The sequence below is a fragment of the Dyadobacter psychrophilus genome, from assembly GCF_900167945.1.
In the GTDB taxonomy this organism is placed as follows: Bacteria; Bacteroidota; Bacteroidia; order Cytophagales; family Spirosomataceae; genus Dyadobacter; species Dyadobacter psychrophilus.
In genome coordinates, this window is the sequence record NZ_FUZA01000005.1 from 329,816 (window position 1) to 355,124 (window position 25,309).

Genomic DNA, 25,309 nt, shown 5'->3' on the forward strand with positions numbered 1-25,309 from the left:
TTCACCTGATGCGTCCCTGTCGCTTTTACGCCATTAATCGCGTAATCCACATAATGGTTGTAATTGTCTTTATCACCTCTTGTGCTGCCGTTGGAAGCATTCGGGTCGCCGGTTATGGAGCCGTTTCCGCTTTGGTTTTCAGCTTCCAGGCATGCACTGAAAGGATCATTGCCAACAGGCGGTGTGCAATTGGTAATGTTCAAAGTAACGGTTGCCGTTTTGTCCGCACACCCGCTTTTGGAAGCTTTTACGGTGTAGGTGTAAGTGCCGTTTGCTCCCGGAGCCGTGATATTAATTGAGCTTCCAGTCTGGTTAATGCCGTTTCCGGTCCATGTGTAAGTAACGCCTGCGCAATCTGCTCCTGTGCAGCCTGATGATAAGGTGACGCTAGCAGAGCAGGCCGGACTTGTGTTGGAAGCATTGGCTGTAATATCGAAAGCACAGGACGATTGGCCATTGCAGCCGCCATCCTTCATAGGGCAAAAATAAGTGTCAAGCCAGGCCAATCTTTGTGTAATGTAATTGTTCACATATGCCAGACCGCCTGATCGGTTAGGACCGCCGTAATTGTCTTGTGAAACCGCGGCGTCCCGTTCGTATACCAGATTGGAATTCAGTAAATCATAGTTCGATTGGAAACGGTTTTTCAGGTTTGCTTCTGTCAATAAATTTTGTCTGAGCTGAAAGTAACGTGTTGCGAGCTTATTCTTGAAGCCGTCCGGGTTCGTGCGGAAAAGCTTTTTGAAAAGGCCGTTTTGGCGATCTCCCTGGATCTTGTTGCTTCGAACACCATCAGGAAAGTATCCCCAGGCACCATCCAAATCCCAGGGGACGAAAAACCAGGGCTGCCCTTGATCGTAACGGCCAATGAAATAGTTTTTCTCCATGTTGTCCTCCACCGACAGCAGGTTCAGGAAAATGAAGTAATCGATGACATTCTCCTGCTTAAACAAGTTCCAGATATTTGCCTTAAAATCATCATCTGACGATTCTATAACCGCTTTAAGAAGATTGTGATGGTTATTCCAGTCGCTGTAATCAGGATATTCCAGCTCCCAGCTCTGCCAATCTTCTGCACCAGGCGCAGGTTTCGCTACACCAATTCCTTCCCAGGCGGCCGATAGTGACCAGTCATCCGCTTTGAATAACTCGCCTCTCGTCACATCGCCATCATTCTTTTTCAGCTGCAACTGCTTGCGATCCATATCCTCACCGATCATATACACGCCTTTATATGATTTGTTCATAAAAACTTCCACATATTTGGTTCGGATCGAGGATACGGCTGACGGTTCGGATGCAGCATAATAAAGCTTATGCATATCGATCCAGAGATTATGGGAAACATTATTTGTAGACCTTAACTCCTCATTCCACATTCCAAAAAACAACCAGCGTTTATCGCTTCTCAATCCCAGAATAGATTCATCCTTATTCTTACCCTGGGCATCTTTAAACTGTACCCGGTAATTTTTTTTCGGGAAAAATGATGAGCTGTTACCACGGATGCGTATCGCCATGTTTGAAATCAGTGGGGTAGATGTTGCCTCCGCAATGGATATGCCTCCCGGAATTTCTTCTTCCAGATTTATCTGAGACGGATCAGGCACTTCCAGGTTTACCAACGGCAATTGGGTGAAGTACAAAGAATACGTATTGCCGCTATTGGTAACTGCATATTTGATGCCATGATTTAACGCATTGACGCCTCCGCCAAACGTAAATGTTTTGTTAGAAAATTGAATCTGGATGGGTGAAGCAGTGATCTGTGCTGGCGTGGGCAGCTGATTACAAACTATCAGCTTTCGACCTTCATCTACATAGTAGCGGTAATTGTCCGGCACGATCTGAGCCCGGACTGCGAACGAAAGCACGCAAAAGAGGATTAGAATGGATAGGTTTCTCATAATATTTAAATTCGTGATGAATATTTATGAAGTAGAAAAAGTTTACCTATCAAACTTAATATAATCATAAAATTTATGCTTACCGTATAATAATTGAAACCGGCCGTTGATTTAAAAAAACAGACCGTTAGAAGAAATAATTATCAGCACAAACTGCTAATAAGAGAAATTGTTTGGTTGCCGGTAGCAATTATTCGTCCTCGTGCGTGGCCTTCTTTGATTTTCATCCCTGCTTCTCAGAAAGATATTTCCAATAGCGTTTTGGCACGTGACGGATGTGAAGTTTCATATTTTTCCTGGCTGGAATGTTGACGCTTCGGAAGTAATCTTTCCATAGCAAAGCGTAAAGTTCCTCTTTCGGATCCAGGACATTTCCAGGAAGTGCATTGAGCGCCGGCGACATTTCAGCAGTGAAGTCAAATGCGATTTCTTCAACTTTTTCAAGATCGTAAAACAGGCCGTATTTTCTCTTTAAGTCGTAGATAATCCATTTTTGATCGGCATAGCGATTTTTGAAATGGTCAATCAGCAGTGGGAGGACATTAAAATCGGGTTCAATGTGCGCGTAGAATATCTCATCTGCTGTTTTCTGAAAACGGATAAAAGCCTCCATCCGGTGTTTTTCGCGATGGACTTTGTGGCTCATCTGAGAAATTTCCAACACATAGCGGTTTCCAAAATTCGCTTCCGCTCCGGGTTGATTATCAATGATATAGCGGATGAATTCAAATAAATCCTGAAAAGTGGCGGGCTGCTCGGAAAGGAAAGCTTTGTAAATCGATTTCATCCAGTTGCTATCCAACTTCTTCGCCAGACCTTTCCAAACGCGGTTCGCCTTGACATCATCGCTGATGACATGAAATGCTTCTTTAAAAACATCCGGCACATGATGCACCTCGCTTACGATTTTTACATCCTTTGCTTTTTTCTGATAACATTCAAAAACCGCCGTCAGCAAACCCTCCAAAGTCCCGTCAAAAACGAATATTTCCATCAGAAAATAGAAAGCTGGTTTTTCGGAATTCTGGTGTATTTGCTGCTGCTTTCGGATAATATCAACGCCTTAATGTGGCCCGACTCGTAATCACGGAGCTGTAAGGGACTATCGGCGTATCTTATAAAATGTTTGGCTTTATTGAATGAAATTCCAATCTTTTTTAACTGGTCCTGATGCAACCTTCCGAATTTTCTTGCCTGGACAATTTTCAATGCAGAGGCCACGCCAATGCCCGGAACACGCATAATCATTTTATAATCAGCAGTATTCACGTCAATCGGAAATTGTTCCAGATGCCTGAGAGCCCAGCTTAATTTAGGATCAATGTCCACGTCCAGATTGGGATGCGCGTCATTCAAAATCTCTTTAACATCAAACCCGTAAAAGCGCATGAGCCAGTCCGTTTGATATAATCGATTCTCTCTGATCAAAGGCGGTTGCGAGCCTATAACGGGCAATCGGGAGTCATTGCTGATGGGAATATAGCCGGAATAGTAAACTCTTTTTAAAGAGAAGTCCTTATAAAAAGTATTCGCCATATGCATGATTTCCTTGTCGGATTCTGGCGTTGCGCCGATGACCATCTGCGTGCTCTGACCCGCGGGAACAAATTTGGGAACTGCTTTAATAAGCGCTTTTTCGCTTGAAAATTGGGTTATGGTTTGCTGAATGTAGTCCAGTGGTTTTTTTACATCGTCATGTGACTTTTCCGGTGCCAGTAATTTTAGACCCGTTTCTGTTGGCATTTCCAGATTAATACTCATCCTGTCTGCATACAAACCCGCTTCCTTCAACAGTTCCTCACTGGCACCGGGAATGGTTTTCAGGTGAATGTACCCGTTAAACCGCTGTTCAGTCCGTAGTTTTTTTACGATCCGAACAAGGCGTTCCATCGTATAGTCGGCATTTTTGAAAATACCCGAACTTAAAAAGAGACCTTCGATATAATTTCGGCGATAGAAATTCATGGTCAGCTCAACCACTTCGTCAACCGTAAAAGCTGCCCGTTTTATGTCATTACTACGCCGCGAAACGCAGAATGCACAGTCATAAATGCAATGGTTGGTTAACAGGATTTTAAGCAGGGAAACACAACGGCCGTCCTCTGTGTAAGTGTGGCAAATTCCTGTGCCCTCCGCATCTCCAAGACCTTTATTCTCATTCTTTCTATTACTGCCACTGGATGAACAAGATACGTCATACTTTGCTGCATCCGCCAAAATTTCCAACTTCTCACGTATCCTCTCGAACATATAAATTTTTTCAATAAGTTGCCCGGCACTAAAATATTGTGAAGCACTAACCAGTTATAACAACGATATTTGCGTTATGGTAGTGCAATATAGTATCAAATTTTTGATACTGATAAGATCTTAAATAATAAAACCGTTCCAGATGAATTTCGGTCGTACTGAGATTTTTTTACACCTTTTTTTTGCTTCAATTTGCTCATTTGCCTATGCCCAGCCGGAAGAGCCAAAAGTGACCCGCTACAACGGAAAAGTGAGCCAGAAGATCGTTATGACGAAGGATTCGCCCATTTATGATCATGCCACTGGCAAGCGGATCAGTTATGCGGTTTATGATGATATGCTTCGAAAAAATCCCGGCCTTTACCGAACTCAGCCCATTTTTGACAAATACGGAAAGGCCTCATCGTTTGAAATCGTGAAAAAAAGCCAGCTGCTGATCCAGGATAATGGCTCGGTTATGCAAAATTCTGATCTGATGCCCGAAGTAGGGGAGCCGCTGCCTCCATTTGTAATGCAGGGTTTGGATGGGAAAGAGTACAATTCGGAAAAGTTGAAGGGGAAATATGTGTTGCTTGGGTTTTGGGTGAAGTTTGAAAAACCCCTTTACACACTCGCCAGCACAAAAGTAATCACCGATTTTATAGATCAGAACCGGAAAAAAGGAATAGAAATCGTGTCCCTGGGCACTACATTAAATACCGAAGACGAATGTCTGGACGCGATCCCGAAACGGAATTGTGGCTTTGTTCCCGTTCCTGAATCGTATGGTTTTAACCAGCGCTACAAAATCAGCGAAACGCCTTATTTTATTTTGCTGGACAAAAAAGGCAACATTAAGGCAATGGCGCCGCACACTGAATTTTCCGCAATCAGTGAGTTGGTTTTGAGATAGGGTCCGCCTGCACGGATGGATGCGCAAGCTTTATCCCAGTTGCCCGCTGATCCGGTTATAAATGCCAGTTGGATGCCAAATTCTTTTTTCACCTAAAACCATACGCCGCGAAATCCGGTAATAATGGAAATGGTGCTCTTTAAGGCAGTTAATCGCAAAAATATTTCCGGTCGGGAGTACCGCGGCTGTTTCGTCCATTGCCCGTCGCTTTATCAAAGCCGCTCCTGCAGCCTCCGAAATGGCAATAATCGGCGCATCGCCCCATCCCGGAATGTAAAATCCCTGGACCTGCGAATCGACAACATATAGTAAAGAGGATTTTATAAAATCAGAAATCACACCGCTTCGGTCCTCACCAGAAACTTGCGCATCGACGTCAAAAATCTGATCCAAATAATGTTCTTCAAAGGGCATAATGTGCTTAGAAAAGGAAGTTACAGGCGCGCCTCCCGCGCTTCGCATATGCGAGTAAGTGGTTTCAACCTCAAACCCTAGTTTGGTATAAACCGGGTAGCCGTATTCGGTGGCATCGAGATAAATCGTTTTATATTTTGTCCGGTCAATGCTTCCGATCAGATCCTCAGTGATTGCCTTTCCAAGCCCTTTATTCCGATGATCGGCGTGGACGACAATGCATGCAAGCCACACCGTATCTGCATGCATAATGGACGTTCCAATGGCAACGAGTTGACCATTTTCGGATATTTTAATGGGATGACAAAGGGGCGATGAAAGAAAATATTCAAAACGGGGAATTAAATTGCCCCAGTCAACAGGTTGCACCGCAGGCAATTGTTCTAAATCGGCTGTAATAAACTCTGAACTTTTCATGTAAGGCTAATGATGCTTTCTTGCTGCTAAATTCTTAAAATTATGCTTTGAAGTTACCGCAGGCGATAAATATTTATATTTTTATCAATCAATTCCAAAATCCTATTCTATGGAAATCATCAAAGCCGCAGATGTCAGACCGCTTCTCGAAGATCAAAAAGCAATCATTGTGGATGCCCGTGGCGGCCCGGATGCATTTGAACGTTTCCGCTCGGCGCATATAGAAAATGCCCTTTTTGTAAATCTGGAAACCGATCTTTCTGTTAAGTCAGACAATGCTGCGCTTGGCGGCAGGCACCCCTTGCCCGCCCCTGAAACCTTTGGGGAATTGTTGGGTAACCTAGGCATTACACCCGATTCTGTGGTGGTAGTTTACGATGACAAAAAAGGAGCGAATGCGGCTGCGCGTTTTTGGTGGATGCTTAAAGCGGCTGGTCACAAAAAGGTTTATGTAGTGAGCGGCGGAATCGAAGCCCTGCAAAAATCCGGGTTCCAGATTGCAAAAGGCACAGCAGCAAAGCCCGCCTCTGCTCAACACTACAAATTCATCGATTATCAGCTGCCCTACGTTGACGCCGATGAAGTCGCAGAAGCGGCCGAAAATCCGGATTTTCTCGTCATCGACGTGCGCGAAAATTACCGTTTCGTGGGAGAAAGCGAGCCTATTGATCTCGTTGCGGGGCATATTCCCGGAGCTGTGAACATACCATTTGCAGGCAATCTCGATAAAGACGGCAACTTTTTGTCCAGTGCAGAGCTGGCCGAAAAATACAAAAGCGCATTAGGCCAGCGGAACCCGAAGCACGTCATTGTGCATTGCGGTTCCGGCGTTACAGCCTGTCATACGTTGTTGGCGCTGGCAGATGCCGGTTTGGAAGGCGCAGCTCTTTACGTGGGCTCATGGAGCGAATGGTCCCGAAATGACCGGCCCGTGGCGACTGGCAACTAGCTTGTAATCTACTTAATAGACTGCAGCATCTTCCGCAGAGTCGGCCTGCGCGATCAAAAAAGCCCACGTAAAACGGTTTTAAGTCCACGTCAAAAGGATTTTGTGCTTTTTTTTTGTCGCCGTTCAATAACTCAAAATGACCCGCATGTTGCGAAACAGGCTATTTTTGTTTTGGCAAAAAATGGAAATAAATCCTTGAAAAGCACGACAATGGGCGCTTATGTCTTAAACTCATCCGATATTCTCGAATTCCATAATTATCCGAATCCGCAGTATGTGGGGGCGGATCATTTTGCTACCCGGGGCAGTGATTTTACATGTTTTCATGAGACGAAAGTGGGGACTTTGCGGTTTAAAAATGCGCTCTTTCCGCACATGCACGTGATGGATCTCCGGTGGAGCACGAACCAGGAACTTTTGCTGATGGGAAAGGATGCTGGAGACAATGTCAACATCAACTTTCACATGGCAGGAAAACTAAACACACGGTTCAAGGGCCTTAATGAAGAGTTAAAAATGAGGCCAAAGACGCACAATCTCGTTTTTTCGCCAACGGATGGCGACATCAACCACGTTCAGGCCAATGCGGAGCTGGAAATGTTTCACATTAGTTTTACTAAAACATTTTTTGCGGATATTATTGGTTGCGATGATGCGTGGAGTGAAAAAGTGCTGAGTAATCTGTTTTTCAACAGACCATTTTCCGGCGTCGCGGGAACACTGGAAATCACACCGCAAATGTTGTTGCTAATTAAGCGAATAAGGGATTGCAGCGCCACCGGCCCATTTCGTAATCTGATGATCCAGTCCGCAACACTTGAATTGCTTGGCCACCAGATCAATCAGTTCAGGTCGCCCAAACCTGTGTATAACGAAATCAAGGCGGACGAAGCTGATAAATTGCACGAGCTTAGGAGTTATCTCGACGCACATTTTCTGGATGAATTAAGCCTGAGCCAGCTGAGCCGCGTCTGCGGTTTGAATGATTTTAAGGTCAAAAAAGGTTTTAAACTGCTTTTTGGAACAACCGTTTTCAATTATCTACGCAAAAAACGAATGGAATATGCAGAAAACCTTTTGTTAAACTGTTCGCTATCTGTGGAAGAAGTAGCCCACATTCTGGGATATGAGCATGCCCATCATTTTTCAGCGGCTTTTAAGAAGCATAATAATGCAAGCCCATCGAAATATAAAAGCAATATATTTTCCGCACTCTGATACTTTTTTGAAGTGATGTTCACTAAATATAGATCCATCGCATTAGCCGCAGTCATCATATTAAGCTCATTTACTATCCTGTATATCGCAGAATGGGAGATCGGCAAAGGTTACATCGTTCGTTTCGATGGGAAGTATGCAAAAGGATCGTTCTCCGACCTTAGCGGCCTGATCACCTTCGACCCTGAAAATCTGCAAGCAGCAAAATTTGATGTTTCAGTTAAAGTGGCCTCCATTGAAACGGGAAATGACCTGAAAAACAAGCATGCGAAAAGCGATAAGTGGTTTGACGCTGAGCAGTTTCCCGAAATACATTTCACCTCATCGGAAGTTACGAGAATCGACTCGGCATTTGTGGTCAGAGGAATGCTGGAACTGCGTGGTATAAGAAAAGAAGTGGCAATTCCTTTCACATTTCAGCAAAAGGGAGCCGGGTCACTTTTTTATGGGAAATTTAAAGTCAACCGGGGAGATTTCGGGATTGGAAAAACAAATGGAAAGGACTCAGATTCAACTTTGGTTGAGGTTTCAGTTCCCGTGATTTCTCATTAATGGGCAAATGTATCGCTAGAAATAATTGTACGAATATATTTTACAAATAATTGGTACGATATTTTGTAAGTGAAAGGTAACAATTTATTAACAGCCATGAAGAATCATATAGAGTGCCATTATAAGGACGGGGCACTGATTTTTTGCACCACACACAGTTATTCGTACAGCAAAGCGCACGAAATTCTGGACGTATTCAATTTGCTGGGCCTGGTCTCCAAATTGCGTGTTAAATCTGCTAACCTGTTTGGCGTCGTAGGCCGGTTGCACGTGAATTACGATCCATTCCAAAATGATCCCGGCAAATGGAGTGAGGTGGTTTCCGAGCTAGTACGCAATAAAACCTTTCTGGAAGAGAAACTCGAAGCATTTTAACGATTTTTAAGCTCTTCCAGCTGTTTTATCAAATCATTTAAATCCTTTTCCGCTGATCTCAGAGATTTCAGTTCTTCCGTTTCCACTACGCTTTCGGCAGGATCGTCAAAGTTTTTTGCTTCCTCCATAACTTCCGGGTTTTCACGATTTTCTTGCGAAAATTCCGTCGTCAAATCCAGGTTGGTTTTCTCAAATTCAATTTGCTGACGTTTGGAAAGGATCTTTTCTTCAAGGTCTTTTTTATTTTCTGAAATGTCCATGCCCATTTTTTTTGGTTTAAAATGCAGCTGAAAAAACCAGGCCACTTACCTTTCGTTCAATAGAATTACCGTTTATTCATCGGTTTGCATTCGGGAATTTTGGATTAATAAAATTGCGAAGGTGGCTTAATGTCATCTTCACATTCTTTATTAACCCTAAAATTCAGACGATGAAACAGCATTACAGGAAAGGCAGTTATATCATTTTATTCATACTATTGGCGGCAACTTATGTGGCAAAAATGCATAAGTTCCCATCCATCAAATCCATTCCGGATAACCCAGCATCAGTAAAATCCGAAATTTCCAACGACCAGTCAGCTCCCGTCCACGACACCACAATGGCCAGCATCCAGCAAAGCCTGGCCGTGCGGGAATACAACATTTCATTTGATTCGGAGAAAAACACACTGCAAAGTCCCAACCGCAGGCAGGGCCTGCGCGCTTTCTATGGACCAGGCCTGTTAACAATAAAGAACCGTGTCGACTCGGCCGGCCACAACTTTTCTCTGAAACTGGTCAACGAAGGCATCTTTGCAGACGGTTTAAAGATTCTCTCGGCCCAATCTGACGCAACACTTGAAAATGGGGACAACAAGCTTCAAATCAAACACAAGGGTTTCACGGAAGAATTCATCAACAACGAAGAAGGCGTCCGCCAGAACTTCATTATTGACTCGGCCCCTGCTGACACCAAAGAACTGCAGGTGAGGCTATCAGCCCAAGGCTTAAACGTCACCGATTTCGGAAATAACGAGCTGCATTTCTACGCGAACAACAAACAAGGCAAGCTTACTAACAGCCTTATTTATAAGGACATTAAATGCTGGGATGCAGATGGGGACACCTTGCTAGCCACGATGCGCTACGAGAATGGGCTCATAGCGCTAAGCGTTAATGTGCAAAACGCAACCTACCCAATCACCATTGACCCGATTGTTGTGAACGGAAACCCAGCCAATGCCAACGCAATAGTGGTGGGTAACCAGGCTGGTGCACAGGCTGGGTACGCCGTTTCCTCGGCGGGCGATGTCAATGGGGATGGTTACAGTGATGTGATCGTTGGCGCGCCATTTTTTGACAAAGGGGAAAGCAATGAAGGGATAGCGTTTGTCTATCACGGATCGGCGTCAGGGATAGCCCCCAATCCTGCGATCATATTGGAAGGCAACCAAATCGAAGCCCAGTTCGGCACCAGTGCAGCATCTGCTGGCGACATTAATAAAGACGGTTTCAGCGACATCATCATTGGCGCACCGTTTTATAACAAAGGGGAAAGCAAAGAGGGTGTGGCCATGATCTATTATGGCTCAGCGTCCGGAATCAGCAATAACAAAACCATATTGGAAGGCAATCAGCCAAATGCTAAATTCGGAAGGGCCGTCGAGGGCCTGGGCGATGTGAATGGTGATGGTTTCAGCGATGTCATTGTTGGTGCGCCCTTGTATGACAAGGGACAGACGGATGAGGGCGCTGCTTTTATCTACCATGGCTCAGCGGCTGGTATCAACCTGCTGGCCAATAACATTCTCGAAGGAAACCAGGAAAAATCCCAGTATGGCTATGTTTCCACAGCGGCCGGCGATGTGAATGGCGATGGTTACAATGATGTACTCGTAGGTGCTTATGCCTACGACAAAGGCCACGATAACGAAGGCGCTGTATTTGTCCATCTGGGTTCTGCGATTGGTGTTGGCAACAATGCGTCCGTGGTTTTAGAAGGAAACCAGATCAATGCCCAATATGGCTGGTCTGCTACAACAGCGGGCGATGTGAATGGGGATGGCTATTCCGACATTCTTGTTGGAAGTTATTTATATGACTTCGGGCAAACCAATGAAGGTGCTGTATTTGTCTACCACGGTTCAGCACAGGGCATTAAAGCCAGCGCAGCCCTCAGACTGGAAAGTAATCAGGCCGAAGCAAAGCAAGGTATATCCGTGGCCTGCGCTGGCGACGTCAATGGGGACGGTTATAGCGACGTCATGATCGGCGTTTGGCAGTATGACAAGGGTGAAGGCAACGAAGGCACAGTCGTAATTCATCATGGCTCACCCAACGGCCTGATATCCTCTCCTGCATCAACCCTTGAAAGCAACCAGGCCGATGCAGGTTTCGGTTGGTCCGTAAAGAGCGCAGGGGATGTGAACGGGGATGGGTATAGCGATGTTATTGCAGGAGCGAATACTTATGATAAGGGGCAAGCGGATGAAGGTGCAGCGTTTGTTTGGCTGGGGATGGCAAAGGGTGAAAATGCAAACTCCCTGCAATTTCAAGGATATCAAGATGACTGTTTATTCGGGATGTCCGTTGCTACTGCAGGAGACGTTAATGCAGATAGTTTTAGTGATATTATAGTAGGGGCGCCATCATTTGATGTGCAAGGTAGGCAAGTTGGTGCCGCTTATATATATTACGGGTCCATACAAGGGATTAATCTAAACACGCCCACTAAAATCGAAAATGTTCCTGGAAGCGGTGATTTAGGAGGCTCGGTTGCAAGCGCTGGTGATGTAAATGGTGACGGCTACGACGATATTATAATCGGAGATATAAACTATGAACAAAATTTTGATCCAAAAAAAGGAGTTGTAACATTCGGGGGGGCTGCACTTATCTACTACGGGTCAAGCCAGGGAATTAGCATAAATAATTCCTCGATTCTTAAATTTACTGACAATGAAACGAATGGCAGGTATGGTTCAAGTGTAGCCAGTGCAGGCGATCTGAACGGAGATGGCTACGATGACGTTGTCGTGGGCGACCCTTACTATGACAAACAATTCGACGAGGGCGCCGTATTTGTGTACTACGGGTCCGCTCAAGGAGTTAATGCTAATGCCGCAATGGTATTTGAAGGCAACCAATCGTGGGAGCAACTAGGAATTTCAGTAGCAAGCGCTGGAGATATTAATAGCGACGGATTTGATGAGATTATTGTTGGGGCGCCAGATTATAGCAATGGTCAAGATATGGAAGGTGCTGCATTTCTATTTTATGGTTCAGCTTTGGGTGTAAACAAAGTTCCGACCATACTTGAAAGCAATTCTGCTGGGGCATTTTTTGGCCAAAGCGTCTCTGGCGCAGGCGATGTAAATGGTGACGGCTTTGTAGACATTGCTGTGGGAAGTCCGTTGTTTATGATAAGCGCGCTAAACCAGGGGGCTACATTTGTTTACTATGGTTCACAAAACGGTATAAATAATAATTCTTCTAAAACAATATTAGAGATTGGACAAACAGCCCATTTTGGAAGCTCTGTATCCGAAGCGGGCGATTTTAACGGAGACGGTTATGCTGACATTATTGTAGGAGCGATTTATTATCCGCCACTAGATCGAGGAGCAGCTTTCGTGTTTCTCGGTTCATCCACAGGAATATCGCTGCTAAATCCAATAAAATTTGATGGAAATTTAGACTATTCACAGACCGGATCGTCTGTCGCAGGTGCAGGAGATGTTAACGGAGATGGTTATTCTGATGTCTTAGTTGGATCTCCTTATTTTCAGGATTTGGTATCGGTATACAAAGGAAACAATGGCAAGGGCCTCCAAAACAACCTCCGCCTCTACAACTCCAACCTCACAACCCCAATCAACCTGTCCCAGAAAGCCAAAAACGATTTTGGAGCGGGTCTATATGCCAAGTCTTTTCTTGGAAAAAATAAAGGCAAGCTGGTTTGGGAGACGAAGGCTATGGGGCAGGCATTTTCGAAAGGCGCTAATAATGTGATTACGAATAGTACAATGTTAACTGGTTCGCAGAATGTTTATGCTAGTCTGGGATTGACTGGGACTGAGTTGAAATGTATTATCGCCAAGCAGGGGCCTTCGACCAAAGTTCGGGTTAGGGTGAAGTATGATCCCGCGCTTGCGCTCACTGGCCAGATATACAGTCCGTGGCGTTACTTGCCTGCTTATCTTCTGGGCAACAGCATCGCGCCGACACCGGAAGATGTCGTGGACGATATGTCGGAGACGGTGAAGCGGAAGGCGGAGGAGTCGATGGCTGTTAAGGAAGGGGAAACGATTTACGTATATCCTAATCCGGCATTCGACAAGTTAATATTAAAAACGGAAGGAGCAGATCGAATTAAAAGTGTGCAGTTGTTGACTGTTGACGGCCGTTCGGTGTACCGTTCCTCCGGTCCGGTTTCGGAGATTGATGTTCGGAATTTTTCGGCGGGAAAATATATTCTTTTGATAACGCATGGTGACGGCTCTAACAGCAGCCGCAAAGTTGTGATTGAAAAGTAAAGCTGGAAACAGTCAGTACTGATAAATGCAATAGAAAAATCCTTCTGTTTACAGGAGGATTTTCTATTTGGTATACCGAAAGTGCGGCTTCCGTTTATACCAAAATCGCCATGTCCGGGTCAGTCAGGCTTTGGAAGCCGGTTGAGGAATAGCCTAGTCCAATGCGCTTTCCGGTGTTTTCGGCTTGCTCCAATAGTTGAAAAACTTTTTCTTCGCCTTCGAGCTGAAGTGCCTGATATAAAATATTCCCGTAATGGAATTCCTGGGAACCCAGGCCGTTTTTTAAAGCAGCCAATTGGCAACGGTCAAAAATTTCCTTTCCTGTCATGGGTGCGCAACGTTTTGGATTCATCTGGTATCATTCTGGCCAAAAGATGCACAAAGTATACCCAAGGTTGCATGGTTTAAACCAAATGTTTTGGCAGCGGAATTTGTTGACTCAATTCATCCGCTACGGGAGCGAGATAGTTCGTCTGGATAGGTATAAGGCCCGACCAGATTGGTAGTCCCAGATCTTCCTCTTCATCCTTTGGCATTCCAGACCTCGTTTTGGCGCACGCTTCATCAAAAGAAAATGCTAATGCGGTGGTTTTCTTTACCTCGCTGTCTTTCATCGGACGCAAATAATCCCAGCTGCCGGGGACGATTTTATTTGTAAGCCATTCAAATGCAGCTCTTTTCGTATTTAAATCCTCTACTTTTTCGGCATTTGAAAATATAATAACCGACCGGTAATTGACGGAGTGACTGAATGCAGATTTGGCAACAACCAGCGCGTCAGTGAGCATAACGCTGATGCAAACGGGAATGCCTTTTTCGATTTCCCTGATAAAATGACTGCCTACGGAGCCGTGAATGTAGATTTTATCTTCATATCTCACAAATGCAGTGGGGATGGAAAATGGGCGATTGTCGACTGAATAGCTGACTGTGCAAAACAATGCTTCGTCCAGAATGGAACAAATTACCTCATGGTCCTGGGTTGATCGTTTTGCCAGTCGGCTGGGTGTAAGGTGTGATGGGGGAGTGCTCATGTGTTTTGTTTTTTACAAAAATATACGGAAATTGGCTGCACAGAAGAGTCCAATATTCAGAAATAAAGTGGTCCAATTATGGTTCAGGTCCTCTCTACTTTGCTGCAAGTAGAAAAGAAAAGCAAGCAACCCGTATATCTTCAAATCGCCAATCAACTCATGGCTCTGATCCGAAGCGGAACATTGCAAACAGGTTACAGGTTGCTTAGTACCAGGCAATTAGCGACTTTATTGAAAGTGCACAGACGCACAATTGTGCAGGCCTATGACGAGCTGCTGGCACAGGGTTGGCTCCAAAGTCACACCGGTAATGGCACATTTGTAGCCAAAAATTTACCCGAAATTCAGTTATCCAAAAAGGAAATTGGAAATGAAAAGGTCATTGCGCCTGCTGAAAAGGCGGGTTTTCGTTTTACGCAACAACCGCACCTCGACCGGGCTTTTCTACGCAGCAGTACCCGCTTGCATTTGGATGACGGGTTCCCGGATCCGAGACTTGCGCCACTGGAAGACTTGTCCCGGGCATACCGCAGCCAGTTACTGAGCGGGAATCCATATTCACGTCTGGGGTATGGCGATACAAAAGGGTCGCTGTGGCTGCGACAAGAGCTATCGGCCTATTTAAATGAGACCCGCGGGATGAAAACCTCGCCTGAAAATATCCTGATCGTTCGGGGCGTCATCATGGGTTTGTATCTGGTCAGCACGGCATTGTTGCAACCCGGTGATCATGTGGTGGTTGATGCGCCTGGCTGGTTTGGTGCCAACATGAATTTCATTCAGGCCGGGGCAAATCTTGTGCGTGTGCCTGTGGATGAGCATGGGATCGATGTGGCGGCTTTGGAACAGATATGTCGGAAACAGACGATCAGAATGGTTTATGTGACTTCACATCACCACTATCCCACAACGGTTGCGCTTCGGGCAGACCGGCGGCTTAACCTGTTGAAACTGGCTGAACAGTATGGCTTTATCATTTTTGAAGACGATTATGACTGTGATTTTCACTATCTGAGTAAACCATTTATGCCGCTCGCGGGTGCCGATCCCGCCGGAATGGTCATGTATTGCGGATCTTTTACCAAAACAATTTCGCCCGCTTTCCGTGTCGGCTATCTTGTGGGGCCAGTTGATGTGATCACGTATCTGGCCAAGTTGAGACGGATAATTGACAGGCAGGGCGATCAAATGCTGGAAAACGCCATTGCTGAATTACTACATACGGGCGTCATTCAGCGGCATTTGCGCAAGTCGGTCCGGATTTACAAGCAGCGCCGGGACCTGTTCTGCGATTTGCTGCGAAGCCAGCTTGGCGATTATGTTAAATTTCAGGTTCCGGATGGCGGCATGGCGGTTTGGACGGAGTTTGACCCTAACATTAACTTAATCAGTCTGGCTGAAAAAGCCTTACAAAAAGACCTCTATATGTCCAACGGAACGTCCGGGATTCCTGCTGGTAACAGCTTCGCCGAGCCGCCTAACAGCTCCATAAGACTTGGTTTTGCCTCATCAAATGCGGAGGAATTGGAGGAAAGTGTTGAGATAATCAGGAATTTATTGGGAAATTTGTGAGCAATTTTAGCCTGAAAAATAAATGTTGAATAAGATCATTGAGAGCTACCGCGTTTCATTCAGTGGCCTGAGCAGGGAAACCTGGTTGCTTAGTCTGGTCATTCTGATAAACCGGTGCGGCTATATGGCGGTGCCGTTCATGAGTATGTACATTACGCAAAGCCTGCACAGGAGCATTGCCGATGCGGGTTTGATCATCACATTGTTTGGGGTCGGGTCGGTCCTGGGCGGAATGGCGGGCGGTTATCTAACCGACTTCTGGGGTTTCAGGCCTGTACAGATTTTTTCTCTGCTGGTCAGCGGACTTTTTTTCGTTCTGTTCGGACTGGTTACCAATTTTACGGGACTTTGTTTTCTGATCGTGTTACTCAGCTTTTTTGTAGAAGCATTCAAACCCGCCAATAGCACGGCCGTTGCGGCTTATTCTGCACCCGAGAACCTGACGCGCTCGTATACATTAAACCGCCTGGCTATGAACATAGGCTTTGGTTTTGGCACCTCGGTAGGAGGGATCCTGGCCGCGATAAATTACAGTTTGCTGTTCTGGGTTGACGGCATTGTATATGCTTTTGCAGGTGCGTTAATTATGTTCTTGCTTCCCGGCGCAAAGACGGTTCCGCAGTCCGGCAATGTGCATACGCCGGAAACGGTAGCGGCGCCGGCGGCAGGGCAATCGCCATGGAAAGACGCTCTTTTTGTCCGTTTTCTGGCAATTATTATGCTGTATATGATCTGTTTTATCCTGCTTTTCAGACTGGTCCCGGTATATTGGAAAGAGGAAATGCACATTGGAGAATCCACCATTGGTATATTGCTGGGCATGAATGGCATCATCATTGCGCTGTTCGAGATGATCCTGATTCAGAACCTGGCAAACCGTCGGCCGGATTCGTACTATATGGTTGCCGGGACGATTTTTAGCGCATTCGCTTTCAGTATGTTGGTAGTGCCTGCGATAGCGCCTGTCATTCTTGCAGCAGCTGCTGTCATTCTTTTTACGATTGGCGAAATGCTTGCATTGCCTTATATCAGCACATTTGTAATGAGCCGGGCTTCGGTATTCAATAGAGGTAAATATTCGGCAGCTTACTCCGTTTCACAATCCGTTGCACAAATTATCGGCCCGGCTGCCGGCGGTTACATTGCGGCACATTGGGGATATAACGTCTTGTGGGTAACGCTGGTCGTGCTAAGCTTTTCGTGCGCGTTCGGCTTCAAAACGCTTTTCCAGGGGAAGATGGGGCTGGGTTAAGCCTCATTTTCTTCACCCGCTTTTTTCGATTGCTCCAATAAATCGAGCAACTCTTTATTTTTCTCGGCTTCTCTTTCCAATGCTTTTTTCTGAAGTTCGATCAGGTCATCCTTTTTTACCATCACGTAATTTTCCTGCGGCTCTTCAAACTGCGGCGCTTCGCCGATCAGGTAAGCTGCGGTGGTGCTGAATAGTTCGGCCAGTTTTTTAAACTCTGCAATGGAAGGTTCGTTTTTATTCGTTTCCCAATTTGAAATAGTGCCCTTTCCTTTTTTGGCCATGATTACTGCGAGCTGCTCTTGACTCAAACCTAATTTTTCGCGACCCTGCTTAATTCTTTTGCCAATACTAACCATTAATTTATATTTTAGTGCTAATTAATTTGATCTTGATATAATTTTATTGTACTTTTGTATATCGGTTTTCGTAATGCACAAATTACAAAAAAGCCTTTAATTCTTCTCACACATTATCTTAGTAACAAATGGAAAAACAACAAACCCGGGTGAAGGAGTATGGTTGCATGACAATCAAAGAGCGCCTGCTCCTCCGATTTATCAAGTCCAGAAATGTTGTTGGTAAAAACTGGCGGGGCGTGCTTGCCTCCAGAGATCCTTTCTTCAACACCAAACTGGGCGGAGATTATCTAACCTCAGTCGCCCAGGCGGTGTCGGACAGCAGTCGTGGCAATGTTGACCGCATTGAACGCGTTACTGTTGCGCTCGAAAAAATTGCCGGTATCAAGCCGGTCGCCGTAGTGTAGTAACAGCCGTTACTTCAACTCCGTAGTAATGAATTCCAGAATGCCGGTGCCGGTATTTTTTAAATCATGAATGGAACTGCCCTGCTCAATAATATTTTGAAAAGAGGTCTGCCCTTTTTTGAATGTGAAACTTACCTGGCTACCGTCTTCCTGGTTGGAAACACCTTGCCCATCCTGTAAAACAGTCCAGAAATAATCGTAGTTGTGACGATGATAATGGATGCGTTCGCCGGGTTGCAGGCAAATGTGCCACACTTTTACCTTGTCATTCTCAAAAAGCAAAGTGTCGCCAACTGACTGATTCTGTGTATTCTCTTCAAGTTCCTCCCGAAGTTGTTCAGGAGATAATGCATCGGTTCTGGACATTTTTCTTCGCAGTTTGGTTGATTGTTGTTGCTATTCCAATGTTCTTTTGGAATTGTAAAAAGGGCTTTGGCTTAAAAAATTACTCTTTTAACCAATAGCGGCTTTTTACAAATTGATTTTTATCCCGCCATTAAACACAAAGCCGTCCAGCGGTGCATAAATGTCCCGGAATGTGGGCGTTGCGATGCTTCCTGTGTAAATGTTGTCAAACCGCGTCTGCCGTGCGTCCAGGAAATTTTCAAAGTTGATATAAATCGAAAATCTCTCCCAAAGCCGCTCCACCATAAAGCCCAGAATCACATATTCCCGGCCAGTTTTACCGTCGCTAAGTTGCTGTTTGCTAAAATAATATGCTTCCAGTCCGGCTTTCCATTTTTCCTCCACTTCATAAAACAGCACTGAGTTGATCCTGTGTTTGGGTGTCAGGAAATTTTGCTGATGGCGACCATTTTCGCTTATCCGCGCATCCGTATAAGTGTAACCCAGAAATAATTTAAAATCACTGTAACCGAGTTTCAAATTAGTTTCCGTTCCGCGAGTGTCGATGTGGCCGTTAATATTCTCAAATCGATAAGCGGCATTGCCGGTTGGTTTGAGGATCAGTGGTTTCGTAATGTACGTGTAGAAAAACAACTGATTGATACTCAGACTTAACCTATCGTTAAAGAGCATTGTTTGATAATTGACATCCCAGTTACCGCCATAGCTGTGTTCGAGGCGATTTTTATCTTTATCAATTCCCAAAACGCCCTGATATTGAATACGTTCGCTTTCCTCCGTGAAGATCGTAGGAGCCTTGTAACCCATGCCGCCGCCTATGCGTGACGTGAGCGCTGGTGAGAGTTTCAGCAACGCAGAAATCCTGGGCAGGAAGGCCAATCCATAATCTATCACATAATCTGCCCGCAAACCGGTTTCAACGTGCATCCAGTCCGCGGCTTTCCAGGTATTTTGCGCAAATGCACCTAATGTGTTGAGGTTATAGTCACGTTTTGGGCCAGTGATCAGTGCTTTTTCTTTAAACTGATCCGTCCATAGGTTTGCCCCCGCTATCCATTCCAATTTGTCGCCGTGATTGGCATAAGATGCTTCGGTAAATGTGGAATATTGCGTTCCATTGAATATGTAGCCAGGCGTCGTCAGCTTCCTGTTGAAATAGCTTACGCTGTTTTTAACAATGAAATGCTCATGCTTACCGAAAATATGATCAAACAAAAATTGTGTGCTGACACGCTCAGTTTTGTTTTTTTCAAAATACGTGTGGCCGGTCTCGTTTTTGTTTTTGATAAAATGCATATCTCCGCCGATGCGATTTTCAAAAGCGGTGTTTACACCAAGACTAATGGTCGTGTTCTCGCTGGGATAAACAAAAAAGCGCGGATTGAATGTAAAGCGCTCAAATTTGGGAATGGCCGAAAAGTCAATTCCCGCGGGATCATAAGCTGCATTGCGGTTATGGGCGGCGAAGATCGTCGCGCCTGTTTTACCAAACTTTTTGGAATAAAAACCGTTGGCATCGAAGCCTCCTGCGCTTGTTCCATTCAGGTGGAATTTCAATTCCTGCTCATCTTTTGGCGTTTTGGAGATCAAATTGACGAGTCCGGCGATGGCGCCGCCGCCGTACAATGTCGAAGCAGCGCCTTTGATTACCTCCACTTGTTTGAGATCGAGCGGTGGAATTTGCAGCAATCCCAATCCGCTGGACGCTCCGGAATAAAGCGGAAAACCGTCTTTCAGAATTTGTGTATAACGCCCGTCAAGGCCTTGTATGCGGATGCTGGCATTGGCGCTTGTCGCGGATGTAGTTTGCACCTGAATGCCGGTGCTTTCGCTCAAAACCATGCGAATGTCGCCAGGTTTCATGTTCGCTTTTTCGTCAAGTTCCTCACCAGCAATGAATTCTACGCGGGTAGGGATGTCTTTAATCGTCCGCGAGCTGCGGGTGGAAGATATGACAACTTCCTCCATCTCCTGGGTCTTGTCGGTCTGGTAAACAGACGTTGTATCGGTTGTATTTTGTGCCTGAGTGCGGCCAGCATATAGCATGACCAGCACAAGCAAAGCTATTTTTTGCATTGTGGGATTTAAATCGGGATAAATAATTGAAATGTATTTACAGATTTAGACCAGCTTGGGCGGCTGCCAGATGGAGATAGGAATTATTTCGAAATAGGGATCTTTGTAAAAGGCTGTGCGCACAGACACTGTAAAATGGGGTTTCACGGCAAAATGAGGCGTTGCCAGGACATTCAAAACCTGGCCGCAACATGCACAAATGCAAAAAGGGGAGCAGATTTCCGAGTGGTTTTCGTGATCCTGTTGCGTATTGTTGTCAAAAGCCGTTTCGTATCGTTCGTCATCCATACATTCCACTTCGTCGCCGCAGGGAAGCAGCGCGAGGAGGAGCATATAAGCAGACAATATGATCGCCAGAAACTTCAAATGAATGTTTTGTTAAGCTAAATTTTCTTGCCCTGGATTCGGAAAGCATTTAAAATCGCCAGCAAAGCTACACCAACATCCGCAAAAACCGCTTCCCATAATGTAGCAATTCCGCCTGCACCGAGGATCATCACAAGCACTTTGACGCCCATTGCGGCCGAAATGTTTTGATATACAATGCTTTTCGTAATTTTCCCGACTTTGATAGCGGATGCAATTTTCAATGGCTGGTCATTTTGAATGACAATGTCGGCCGTTTCAATCGCGACGTCCGAACCCAATGCGCCCATAGCAATACCCACATCCGCGAGGGCGATCACAGGTGCATCGTTTACGCCATCGCCTGCGAAGGCAATGTGCTTTCCTTCGGCTTTAAGTTGTTCTACGATCCGGACTTTGTCCTCCGGTAGCAAATTTCCGTAGCTTCTGCCAATTTGCAGCTGATTAGCAATGTTTGAAACCACAGCTTCCTTATCACCGGAAAGCATAATTGTCTCAATGCCAAGTTTTTGTAATTCAGAAACGGCTTCCCGTGCATCTTCTTTGATTTCGTCCGCAATGGTAATGTAGCCGGCATAGGAACCGTTTACTGCCACGGCCACGATGGTTTCGGCAATGTTGCTAAGGTCTTTTGGATATTGGATTTGAAATTTTTCCAGCAATTTGAGGTTTCCGGCCAGCAACGAATCTTCACCGACTTTTCCTTTCAACCCATGTCCGGAAATCTCTTCAACTTCGGTTGGTTTTGTTAATGCCAAATCAGATGCATGCGCAACAACTGCCCTGGCAACCGGGTGTGTTGAATAACTTTCAAGCGAAGCCGTTCGTGAAATGAAATCATTCATATCCAATGCAGTTTCTACTTTCTGAACCTTGAAAACCCCTTTGGTCAATGTGCCTGTTTTGTCCGAAACCAATGTGTCGATCTTGGTAATCACGTCCAGGAAATTCGCGCCTTTAACAAGGATCCCGTTGCGCGAAGCCAACCCGATGCCACCAAAATAGCCCAGCGGGATGGAAATCGTAAGCGCACACGGGCACGCGATCACGAGGAAAACCATGCCGCGATACAGCCATTGATCAAACACATAATTATTTACAAAAAAGTAAGGCAGGAGAATGATCAGCACTGCCAGCAGGAAGACAATCGGCGTATAAATCTTAGCTAACCGGCTTATAAGCAACTGTGTAGGCGCTTTTCGGCCGGTAGCTTCCTGCACCATTTCCAGTATCCGCGAAAGTTTGGAGTCTTTAAAAAGCGCCTTAACCTCAACTTCAACCGATTTTTCGGTGTTGATCATTCCCGCCAGCACAGTTTCATTCTGGCTTTTTTGATCGGGAACAGATTCGCCCGTCAGTGCCGCTGTATTGAATGTGCCGTGAAGCGATTTCAAAATGCCGTCCAAGGCAACTTTTTCACCTGCTTTAACCACAATTGTCTCGCCGATAGAAACCGAACCAGGCGCAACCTGGACATCTTTGCCATCGCGTATGACGGTAACTTGCTCGGGACGAATGTCCAGCAGTGCCTTAATAGAACGTTTGGATCTGCTAACTGCCAGATCCTGAAAAAGCTCGCCGATCTCGTAAAAAATCATCACCGCAACACCTTCGCTGAACTCTCCAATGTAGAATGCACCGATCGTTGCAATGGTCATTAAGGTAAATTCATTGAAGAAATCGCCACGCATAACGCGCCTGAAAGCGGTTGCAATGGTTTTATTTCCAGCCAAAACATATGCAGCAAGCATCAGGACGATCTCCACATTGCGATTGACCTCGATCTTCAAGACAAATGTGACAAAAAGGACGCCCAGCAACAGCGCCAGACTAACCCAGAGCATCCAGCGACTCGTCAGCAAACTTTCAGCAGCATTGTTCCCATGATCGTGTCCGTCGTGGTCGTGGTCATGATCGTGCCCGTCGTGATCTGTGTGGTTGTGTTTGTGCTCTTGTTTCACCAGGATCTGCGTCTCGCCCGAGCAGCAATCCTTCGCATCATTATTTATGTGGCCTTCACTCGCGCCTGACTTCATCATATGCTAATCAAAAAGGTTATCAATTCGCCGGCATCTCTGTTGTGTAAGATTCCCGCGGACACGACAAAGATAGTGCGCAACACTGTGCAACAGGGTTACAAGTGCTGAAAATCAGGTAATTGCAATAATGTTGCAGGGTTGTCAGGACTTATATTTGATGTTTGAGAACAAGAGAATTTAGCTGCATTGTGCTGAATTTCAGTTACAAATTTGAATTGTTATAACATTATTATAACTTTGATATATGTTGGTCAGAGTCCGGAGGATAGGGAACTCCCAGGGAGTTATTCTTTCAAAAAACATGATGGAACAATGCGATATCAAAGACCTGGTCAATGTTGAGGTCAAAGGTAATGCTATCGTCATCGAACCTGCCACACAAAGCCCGCGCGCGGGTTGGGAACAGCAATTTGAGCTAGCAAAAAGTGGAAGTGAAGACAATCTGATGGAGGAATTTTCGAATGACTTTGATGTTTCCGAGTGGACATGGTGATCAAAAGATTTGAAATCTACTTTGTTTCTCTTGATCCTACCATTGGCAGCGAAATAAAAAAATCGCGTCCCTGCGTCGTTATTTCGCCGGATGAAATGAACAGGTCTCTCAATACCGTGATCATTGCCCCACTAACATCGGCTATTAAGAAATATCCTACCCGAATCGGATGCACAGTGGCGGGTAAATCGGGACAGATTGCGCTGGATCAGCTCAGGACAATTGACAAAGCCAGGCTTAGCAAAAAAATCGCGATGCTGGATGCTGATACTGCTGATGGCGTGCTGGACATTCTTAGAGCATTATTCGCTTAAATCTTCTAGAGACTTTATCAACGCGCCCAGCCGCTTCAAACCTGCGTCAATTTCTGTTGTGAACGGGGCTCCGAAGCTGATCCTGATGTAGTTGGTGAAGCGGGCGTCGGTGCTGAAAATCTGGCCCGGGGCTATGCTGACGTTTTGCAGGATTGCGGCTTCGAACAGTTCGAACGCATTGATTTTTGTGTTTAATTCAATCCATAAAACGTAACCTCCCTGTGGGCGGCTGATTTGGGTGTCTGGCGGGAAATGTTCGGTGACAGCCTGAATGTAGCGCAGGCTTTGCGTGTGAAGCGCTTTCCGTAAATTCCGCATATGCAGGTCGTAGCGGCCTGTTTCAAAAAAAATCCCGATCGCTGCGTGCGTGGGCGTCGCGGATGAAACGGTTTGCGTGATCTTGTTGCTGATTACTTTATCCCAAAATTTTCCCGGAATGCACCAGCCCACGCGATAGCCTGGCGCCAAGGTTTTAGAAACGGAGGAACACAGCATAACAAGTCCTTTCTTATCAAAGCTTTTACAGGTTTTGGGCCGACTTTTCCCAAAATACATTTCTCCGTAAATGTCGTCCTCGATCATCGGAATTTCCCGGGCGGCAAGCATTTCAACCAATTGTTTCTTCCGGTTATCCGGCATTAATGCGCCGGTAGGATTGGAAAAATTAGTAACGAAAAGGCAGGCTTTAATGGGAACGGAGTCAAGTGCTTTTTCCAGAAAATCGATGTCCGGACCTTCCTGTGGGTCACTAGGCACTTCGAAAACTTTTAAACCCAAAATTTTGATAACATTAAAAATGCCAAAGTACACCGGGCTTTCAATGGCGATGGTGTCACCGGGTTCAGTCACGGCTTTGAGGCAGAACGCTACGGCCTCCATGCAGCCGTGCGTTGTAATAATTTCGTCGGCAGTAACATTGCCGCCCCAGTTGAAGGCATAGCGGGCAATTTGTTTCCTCAAATTCAGATTCCCCGGAATTTCGTCATAATTGGTGCAGCTTTCAGGGCTGTTGCGGACCGCTTCCATCAGTGCCTTGTTAAGTTTCGCGACCGGGATCAATTCCACAGGCGGCACGGCCAAAGATAACCTGACCATGCCATCGCCAGATAATGTCCGGTAAACCTGTCGGATCATTTCGTCTACATCAATTTCTGCGCGCTCTGACGGAAAATGGGGAAATGTTTGTTTTTTGAGGCGCCTTGCTGGTTTATAACGTACAAAATAACCGGATTTTGGCCTTGCTTCCACATAACCTTTATTTTCCAATTCGATAAATGCCTTATATGCTGTGCTCAGGCTAATGCCTTGTTCCCTGCTCAATGCGCGGAGTGAAATCAGCTTATCACCGGCTTTTAATGTGTTGTTTTCGATCTGCTGTCCAAGGCGTTCGGCAACCTGGTGATAGAGGAAATCGTCTTTTTCGTCCGTAGTGATTTTCATTTTAGGGAAATAATTTGCTTCTGTTATGCTCAAAACTAGCAAAACTGAATCTGTTTTTTGCTTCTTGGAGTCAACAATTTTGCATCGCAGTTTAATGGAACATT

At 45.5% G+C, this 25,309-nt stretch carries 24 protein-coding genes; 11 read left to right on the top strand and 13 right to left on the bottom strand.

The window, feature by feature from the left end; translation table 11 throughout:
* From B5X68_RS19350 to B5X68_RS19360, 3 genes are all read right to left on the bottom strand, one after another.
* On the bottom strand, window positions 1-1,907 hold a 1,907-nt coding region (locus tag B5X68_RS19350), incomplete at its 3' end, for a CotH kinase family protein (RefSeq protein ID WP_082216409.1).
* Window positions 1,908-2,130: 223 nt separating this feature from the next.
* Window positions 2,131-2,901 carry a TIGR03915 family putative DNA repair protein gene (locus B5X68_RS19355; RefSeq protein WP_082216410.1) on the bottom strand — a complete coding sequence of 257 codons (771 nt, stop codon included), beginning with the start codon at window positions 2,899-2,901 and terminating at the stop codon, window positions 2,131-2,133.
* Window positions 2,901-4,157: a putative DNA modification/repair radical SAM protein gene (locus tag B5X68_RS19360; protein ID WP_082216411.1), complete on the bottom strand. Its 1,257-nt coding sequence runs from the start codon at window positions 4,155-4,157 to the stop codon at window positions 2,901-2,903. The genes B5X68_RS19355 and B5X68_RS19360 overlap by 1 nt, the downstream gene beginning before the upstream one ends.
* Before the next feature lie 142 nt (window positions 4,158-4,299).
* Here B5X68_RS19360 and B5X68_RS19365 point away from each other — a divergent pair, with 142 nt between their 5' ends.
* Window positions 4,300-5,049, top strand: coding sequence for a TlpA family protein disulfide reductase (locus B5X68_RS19365; protein WP_082216412.1), 750 nt, complete (start codon window positions 4,300-4,302; stop codon window positions 5,047-5,049).
* A 30-nt stretch (window positions 5,050-5,079) separates the two neighbouring features.
* On the opposite strand, the gene B5X68_RS19370 is transcribed toward B5X68_RS19365, so the two are convergent.
* Complete coding sequence (locus B5X68_RS19370; protein WP_082216413.1) at window positions 5,080-5,880, bottom strand: GNAT family N-acetyltransferase; 801 nt, start codon at window positions 5,878-5,880, stop codon at window positions 5,080-5,082.
* Window positions 5,881-5,989: 109 nt separating this feature from the next.
* Here B5X68_RS19370 and B5X68_RS19375 point away from each other — a divergent pair, with 109 nt between their 5' ends.
* The 4 genes from B5X68_RS19375 (at window position 5,990) to B5X68_RS19390 (ending at window position 8,974) form a co-directional block, all read left to right on the top strand.
* Window positions 5,990-6,829, top strand: a complete 840-nt coding sequence (locus B5X68_RS19375; RefSeq protein WP_082216414.1) for a sulfurtransferase — start codon at window positions 5,990-5,992, stop codon at window positions 6,827-6,829.
* Between the two features lie 195 nt (window positions 6,830-7,024).
* A complete protein-coding gene (locus B5X68_RS19380; protein ID WP_229208490.1) occupies window positions 7,025-8,047 on the top strand; it encodes a helix-turn-helix domain-containing protein in 1,023 nt (340 codons plus the stop codon).
* Between the two features lie 15 nt (window positions 8,048-8,062).
* A complete protein-coding gene (locus B5X68_RS19385) occupies window positions 8,063-8,599 on the top strand; it encodes a YceI family protein (RefSeq protein WP_082216415.1) in 537 nt (178 codons plus the stop codon).
* 96 nt (window positions 8,600-8,695) lie between these two features.
* Window positions 8,696-8,974, top strand: a complete 279-nt coding sequence (locus B5X68_RS19390; protein ID WP_141110350.1) for a hypothetical protein — start codon at window positions 8,696-8,698, stop codon at window positions 8,972-8,974.
* Here the strand turns inward: B5X68_RS19390 and B5X68_RS19395 are convergent.
* Window positions 8,971-9,234, bottom strand: a complete 264-nt coding sequence (locus tag B5X68_RS19395; RefSeq protein WP_082216557.1) for a hypothetical protein — start codon at window positions 9,232-9,234, stop codon at window positions 8,971-8,973. The two genes, B5X68_RS19390 and B5X68_RS19395, sit on opposite strands and share 4 nt — an antisense overlap.
* Window positions 9,235-9,404: 170 nt before the next feature.
* On the opposite strand from B5X68_RS19395, the gene B5X68_RS19400 reads away from it, so the two are divergent.
* On the top strand, window positions 9,405-13,490 hold the full coding sequence (locus tag B5X68_RS19400) for an FG-GAP-like repeat-containing protein (protein ID WP_082216417.1): 4,086 nt from the start codon (window positions 9,405-9,407) through the stop codon (window positions 13,488-13,490).
* 94 nt (window positions 13,491-13,584) lie between these two features.
* Here the strand turns inward: B5X68_RS19400 and B5X68_RS19405 are convergent, their stop codons facing one another.
* Both B5X68_RS19405 and B5X68_RS19410 read right to left on the bottom strand, forming a co-directional pair.
* Entirely contained in the window at window positions 13,585-13,818 is a 234-nt protein-coding gene (locus B5X68_RS19405; RefSeq protein WP_229208491.1) for a hypothetical protein, read from the bottom strand.
* 76 nt (window positions 13,819-13,894) lie between these two features.
* The gene (locus B5X68_RS19410) at window positions 13,895-14,524 is read right to left on the bottom strand and encodes a pyridoxamine 5'-phosphate oxidase family protein (protein WP_082216419.1); all 630 of its coding nucleotides are present in this window, start codon (window positions 14,522-14,524) and stop codon (window positions 13,895-13,897) included.
* Window positions 14,525-14,602: 78 nt separating this feature from the next.
* Here B5X68_RS19410 and pdxR point away from each other — a divergent pair, with 78 nt between their 5' ends.
* Both pdxR and B5X68_RS19420 read left to right on the top strand, forming a co-directional pair.
* Window positions 14,603-16,096, top strand: a complete 1,494-nt coding sequence (gene pdxR, locus B5X68_RS19415; RefSeq protein WP_082216420.1) for a MocR-like pyridoxine biosynthesis transcription factor PdxR — start codon at window positions 14,603-14,605, stop codon at window positions 16,094-16,096.
* 22 nt (window positions 16,097-16,118) lie between these two features.
* Window positions 16,119-17,348 carry an MFS transporter gene (locus B5X68_RS19420; protein WP_082216421.1) on the top strand — a complete coding sequence of 410 codons (1,230 nt, stop codon included), beginning with the start codon at window positions 16,119-16,121 and terminating at the stop codon, window positions 17,346-17,348.
* Here B5X68_RS19420 and B5X68_RS19425 read toward each other — a convergent pair.
* Entirely contained in the window at window positions 17,345-17,704 is a 360-nt protein-coding gene (locus B5X68_RS19425) for a helix-turn-helix domain-containing protein (protein ID WP_082216422.1), read from the bottom strand. The two genes, B5X68_RS19420 and B5X68_RS19425, sit on opposite strands and share 4 nt — an antisense overlap.
* Window positions 17,705-17,832: 128 nt before the next feature.
* Between B5X68_RS19425 and B5X68_RS19430 the strand changes: the two genes are divergently transcribed.
* Window positions 17,833-18,111: a hypothetical protein gene (locus B5X68_RS19430; RefSeq protein WP_082216423.1), complete on the top strand. Its 279-nt coding sequence runs from the start codon at window positions 17,833-17,835 to the stop codon at window positions 18,109-18,111.
* A 9-nt stretch (window positions 18,112-18,120) separates the two neighbouring features.
* Here the strand turns inward: B5X68_RS19430 and B5X68_RS19435 are convergent, their stop codons facing one another.
* The 4 genes from B5X68_RS19435 to B5X68_RS19450 form a co-directional block, all read right to left on the bottom strand.
* A complete protein-coding gene (locus B5X68_RS19435; protein WP_082216424.1) occupies window positions 18,121-18,477 on the bottom strand; it encodes a cupin domain-containing protein in 357 nt (118 codons plus the stop codon).
* A gap of 105 nt (window positions 18,478-18,582) precedes the next feature.
* On the bottom strand, window positions 18,583-20,553 hold the full coding sequence (locus tag B5X68_RS19440) for a TonB-dependent receptor plug domain-containing protein (RefSeq protein WP_082216425.1): 1,971 nt from the start codon (window positions 20,551-20,553) through the stop codon (window positions 18,583-18,585).
* A 45-nt stretch (window positions 20,554-20,598) separates the two neighbouring features.
* Window positions 20,599-20,919, bottom strand: a complete 321-nt coding sequence (locus B5X68_RS19445; RefSeq protein WP_141110351.1) for a DUF6660 family protein — start codon at window positions 20,917-20,919, stop codon at window positions 20,599-20,601.
* Between the two features lie 17 nt (window positions 20,920-20,936).
* Window positions 20,937-22,958: a heavy metal translocating P-type ATPase gene (locus B5X68_RS19450; protein ID WP_082216427.1), complete on the bottom strand. Its 2,022-nt coding sequence runs from the start codon at window positions 22,956-22,958 to the stop codon at window positions 20,937-20,939.
* A gap of 301 nt (window positions 22,959-23,259) precedes the next feature.
* Here B5X68_RS19450 and B5X68_RS19455 point away from each other — a divergent pair, with 301 nt between their 5' ends.
* A complete protein-coding gene (locus tag B5X68_RS19455; protein ID WP_141110352.1) occupies window positions 23,260-23,451 on the top strand; it encodes an AbrB/MazE/SpoVT family DNA-binding domain-containing protein in 192 nt (63 codons plus the stop codon).
* Window positions 23,445-23,765 (top strand): type II toxin-antitoxin system PemK/MazF family toxin, encoded by a 321-nt coding sequence (locus B5X68_RS19460; protein WP_170916691.1) that lies wholly within the window; start codon window positions 23,445-23,447, stop codon window positions 23,763-23,765. The genes B5X68_RS19455 and B5X68_RS19460 overlap by 7 nt, the downstream gene beginning before the upstream one ends.
* Here B5X68_RS19460 and B5X68_RS19465 read toward each other — a convergent pair.
* On the bottom strand, window positions 23,754-25,205 hold the full coding sequence (locus tag B5X68_RS19465; protein ID WP_082216430.1) for an aminotransferase-like domain-containing protein: 1,452 nt from the start codon (window positions 25,203-25,205) through the stop codon (window positions 23,754-23,756). The two genes, B5X68_RS19460 and B5X68_RS19465, sit on opposite strands and share 12 nt — an antisense overlap.
* Window positions 25,206-25,309: the final 104 nt, after the last annotated feature.

Excerpts from the sequence above, each read along its gene's own strand:
- B5X68_RS19360 (WP_082216411.1), bottom strand. The coding sequence starts at position 4,157 with ATGTTCGAGAGGATACGTGAGAAGTTGGAAATTTTGGCGGATGCAGCA.
- B5X68_RS19375 (WP_082216414.1), top strand. The coding sequence starts at position 5,990 with ATGGAAATCATCAAAGCCGCAGATGTCAGACCGCTTCTCGAAGATCAA.
- B5X68_RS19440 (WP_082216425.1), bottom strand. The coding sequence starts at position 20,553 with ATGCAAAAAATAGCTTTGCTTGTGCTGGTCATGCTATATGCTGGCCGC.
- B5X68_RS19405 (WP_229208491.1), bottom strand. The coding sequence starts at position 13,818 with ATGACAGGAAAGGAAATTTTTGACCGTTGCCAATTGGCTGCTTTAAAA.
- B5X68_RS19425 (WP_082216422.1), bottom strand. The coding sequence starts at position 17,704 with ATGGTTAGTATTGGCAAAAGAATTAAGCAGGGTCGCGAAAAATTAGGT.
- B5X68_RS19455 (WP_141110352.1), top strand. The coding sequence starts at position 23,260 with ATGATGGAACAATGCGATATCAAAGACCTGGTCAATGTTGAGGTCAAA.
- B5X68_RS19395 (WP_082216557.1), bottom strand. The coding sequence starts at position 9,234 with ATGGACATTTCAGAAAATAAAAAAGACCTTGAAGAAAAGATCCTTTCC.
- B5X68_RS19435 (WP_082216424.1), bottom strand. The coding sequence starts at position 18,477 with ATGTCCAGAACCGATGCATTATCTCCTGAACAACTTCGGGAGGAACTT.
- B5X68_RS19400 (WP_082216417.1), top strand. The coding sequence starts at position 9,405 with ATGAAACAGCATTACAGGAAAGGCAGTTATATCATTTTATTCATACTA.
- B5X68_RS19465 (WP_082216430.1), bottom strand. The coding sequence starts at position 25,205 with ATGAAAATCACTACGGACGAAAAAGACGATTTCCTCTATCACCAGGTT.
- B5X68_RS19370 (WP_082216413.1), bottom strand. The coding sequence starts at position 5,880 with ATGAAAAGTTCAGAGTTTATTACAGCCGATTTAGAACAATTGCCTGCG.
- B5X68_RS19450 (WP_082216427.1), bottom strand. The coding sequence starts at position 22,958 with ATGATGAAGTCAGGCGCGAGTGAAGGCCACATAAATAATGATGCGAAG.
- B5X68_RS19390 (WP_141110350.1), top strand. The coding sequence starts at position 8,696 with ATGAAGAATCATATAGAGTGCCATTATAAGGACGGGGCACTGATTTTT.
- B5X68_RS19420 (WP_082216421.1), top strand. The coding sequence starts at position 16,119 with ATGTTGAATAAGATCATTGAGAGCTACCGCGTTTCATTCAGTGGCCTG.
- B5X68_RS19460 (WP_170916691.1), top strand. The coding sequence starts at position 23,445 with ATGGTGATCAAAAGATTTGAAATCTACTTTGTTTCTCTTGATCCTACC.
- B5X68_RS19355 (WP_082216410.1), bottom strand. The coding sequence starts at position 2,901 with ATGGAAATATTCGTTTTTGACGGGACTTTGGAGGGTTTGCTGACGGCG.
- B5X68_RS19430 (WP_082216423.1), top strand. The coding sequence starts at position 17,833 with ATGGAAAAACAACAAACCCGGGTGAAGGAGTATGGTTGCATGACAATC.
- B5X68_RS19385 (WP_082216415.1), top strand. The coding sequence starts at position 8,063 with ATGTTCACTAAATATAGATCCATCGCATTAGCCGCAGTCATCATATTA.
- B5X68_RS19365 (WP_082216412.1), top strand. The coding sequence starts at position 4,300 with ATGAATTTCGGTCGTACTGAGATTTTTTTACACCTTTTTTTTGCTTCA.
- B5X68_RS19410 (WP_082216419.1), bottom strand. The coding sequence starts at position 14,524 with ATGAGCACTCCCCCATCACACCTTACACCCAGCCGACTGGCAAAACGA.
- pdxR (WP_082216420.1), top strand. The coding sequence starts at position 14,603 with ATGGTTCAGGTCCTCTCTACTTTGCTGCAAGTAGAAAAGAAAAGCAAG.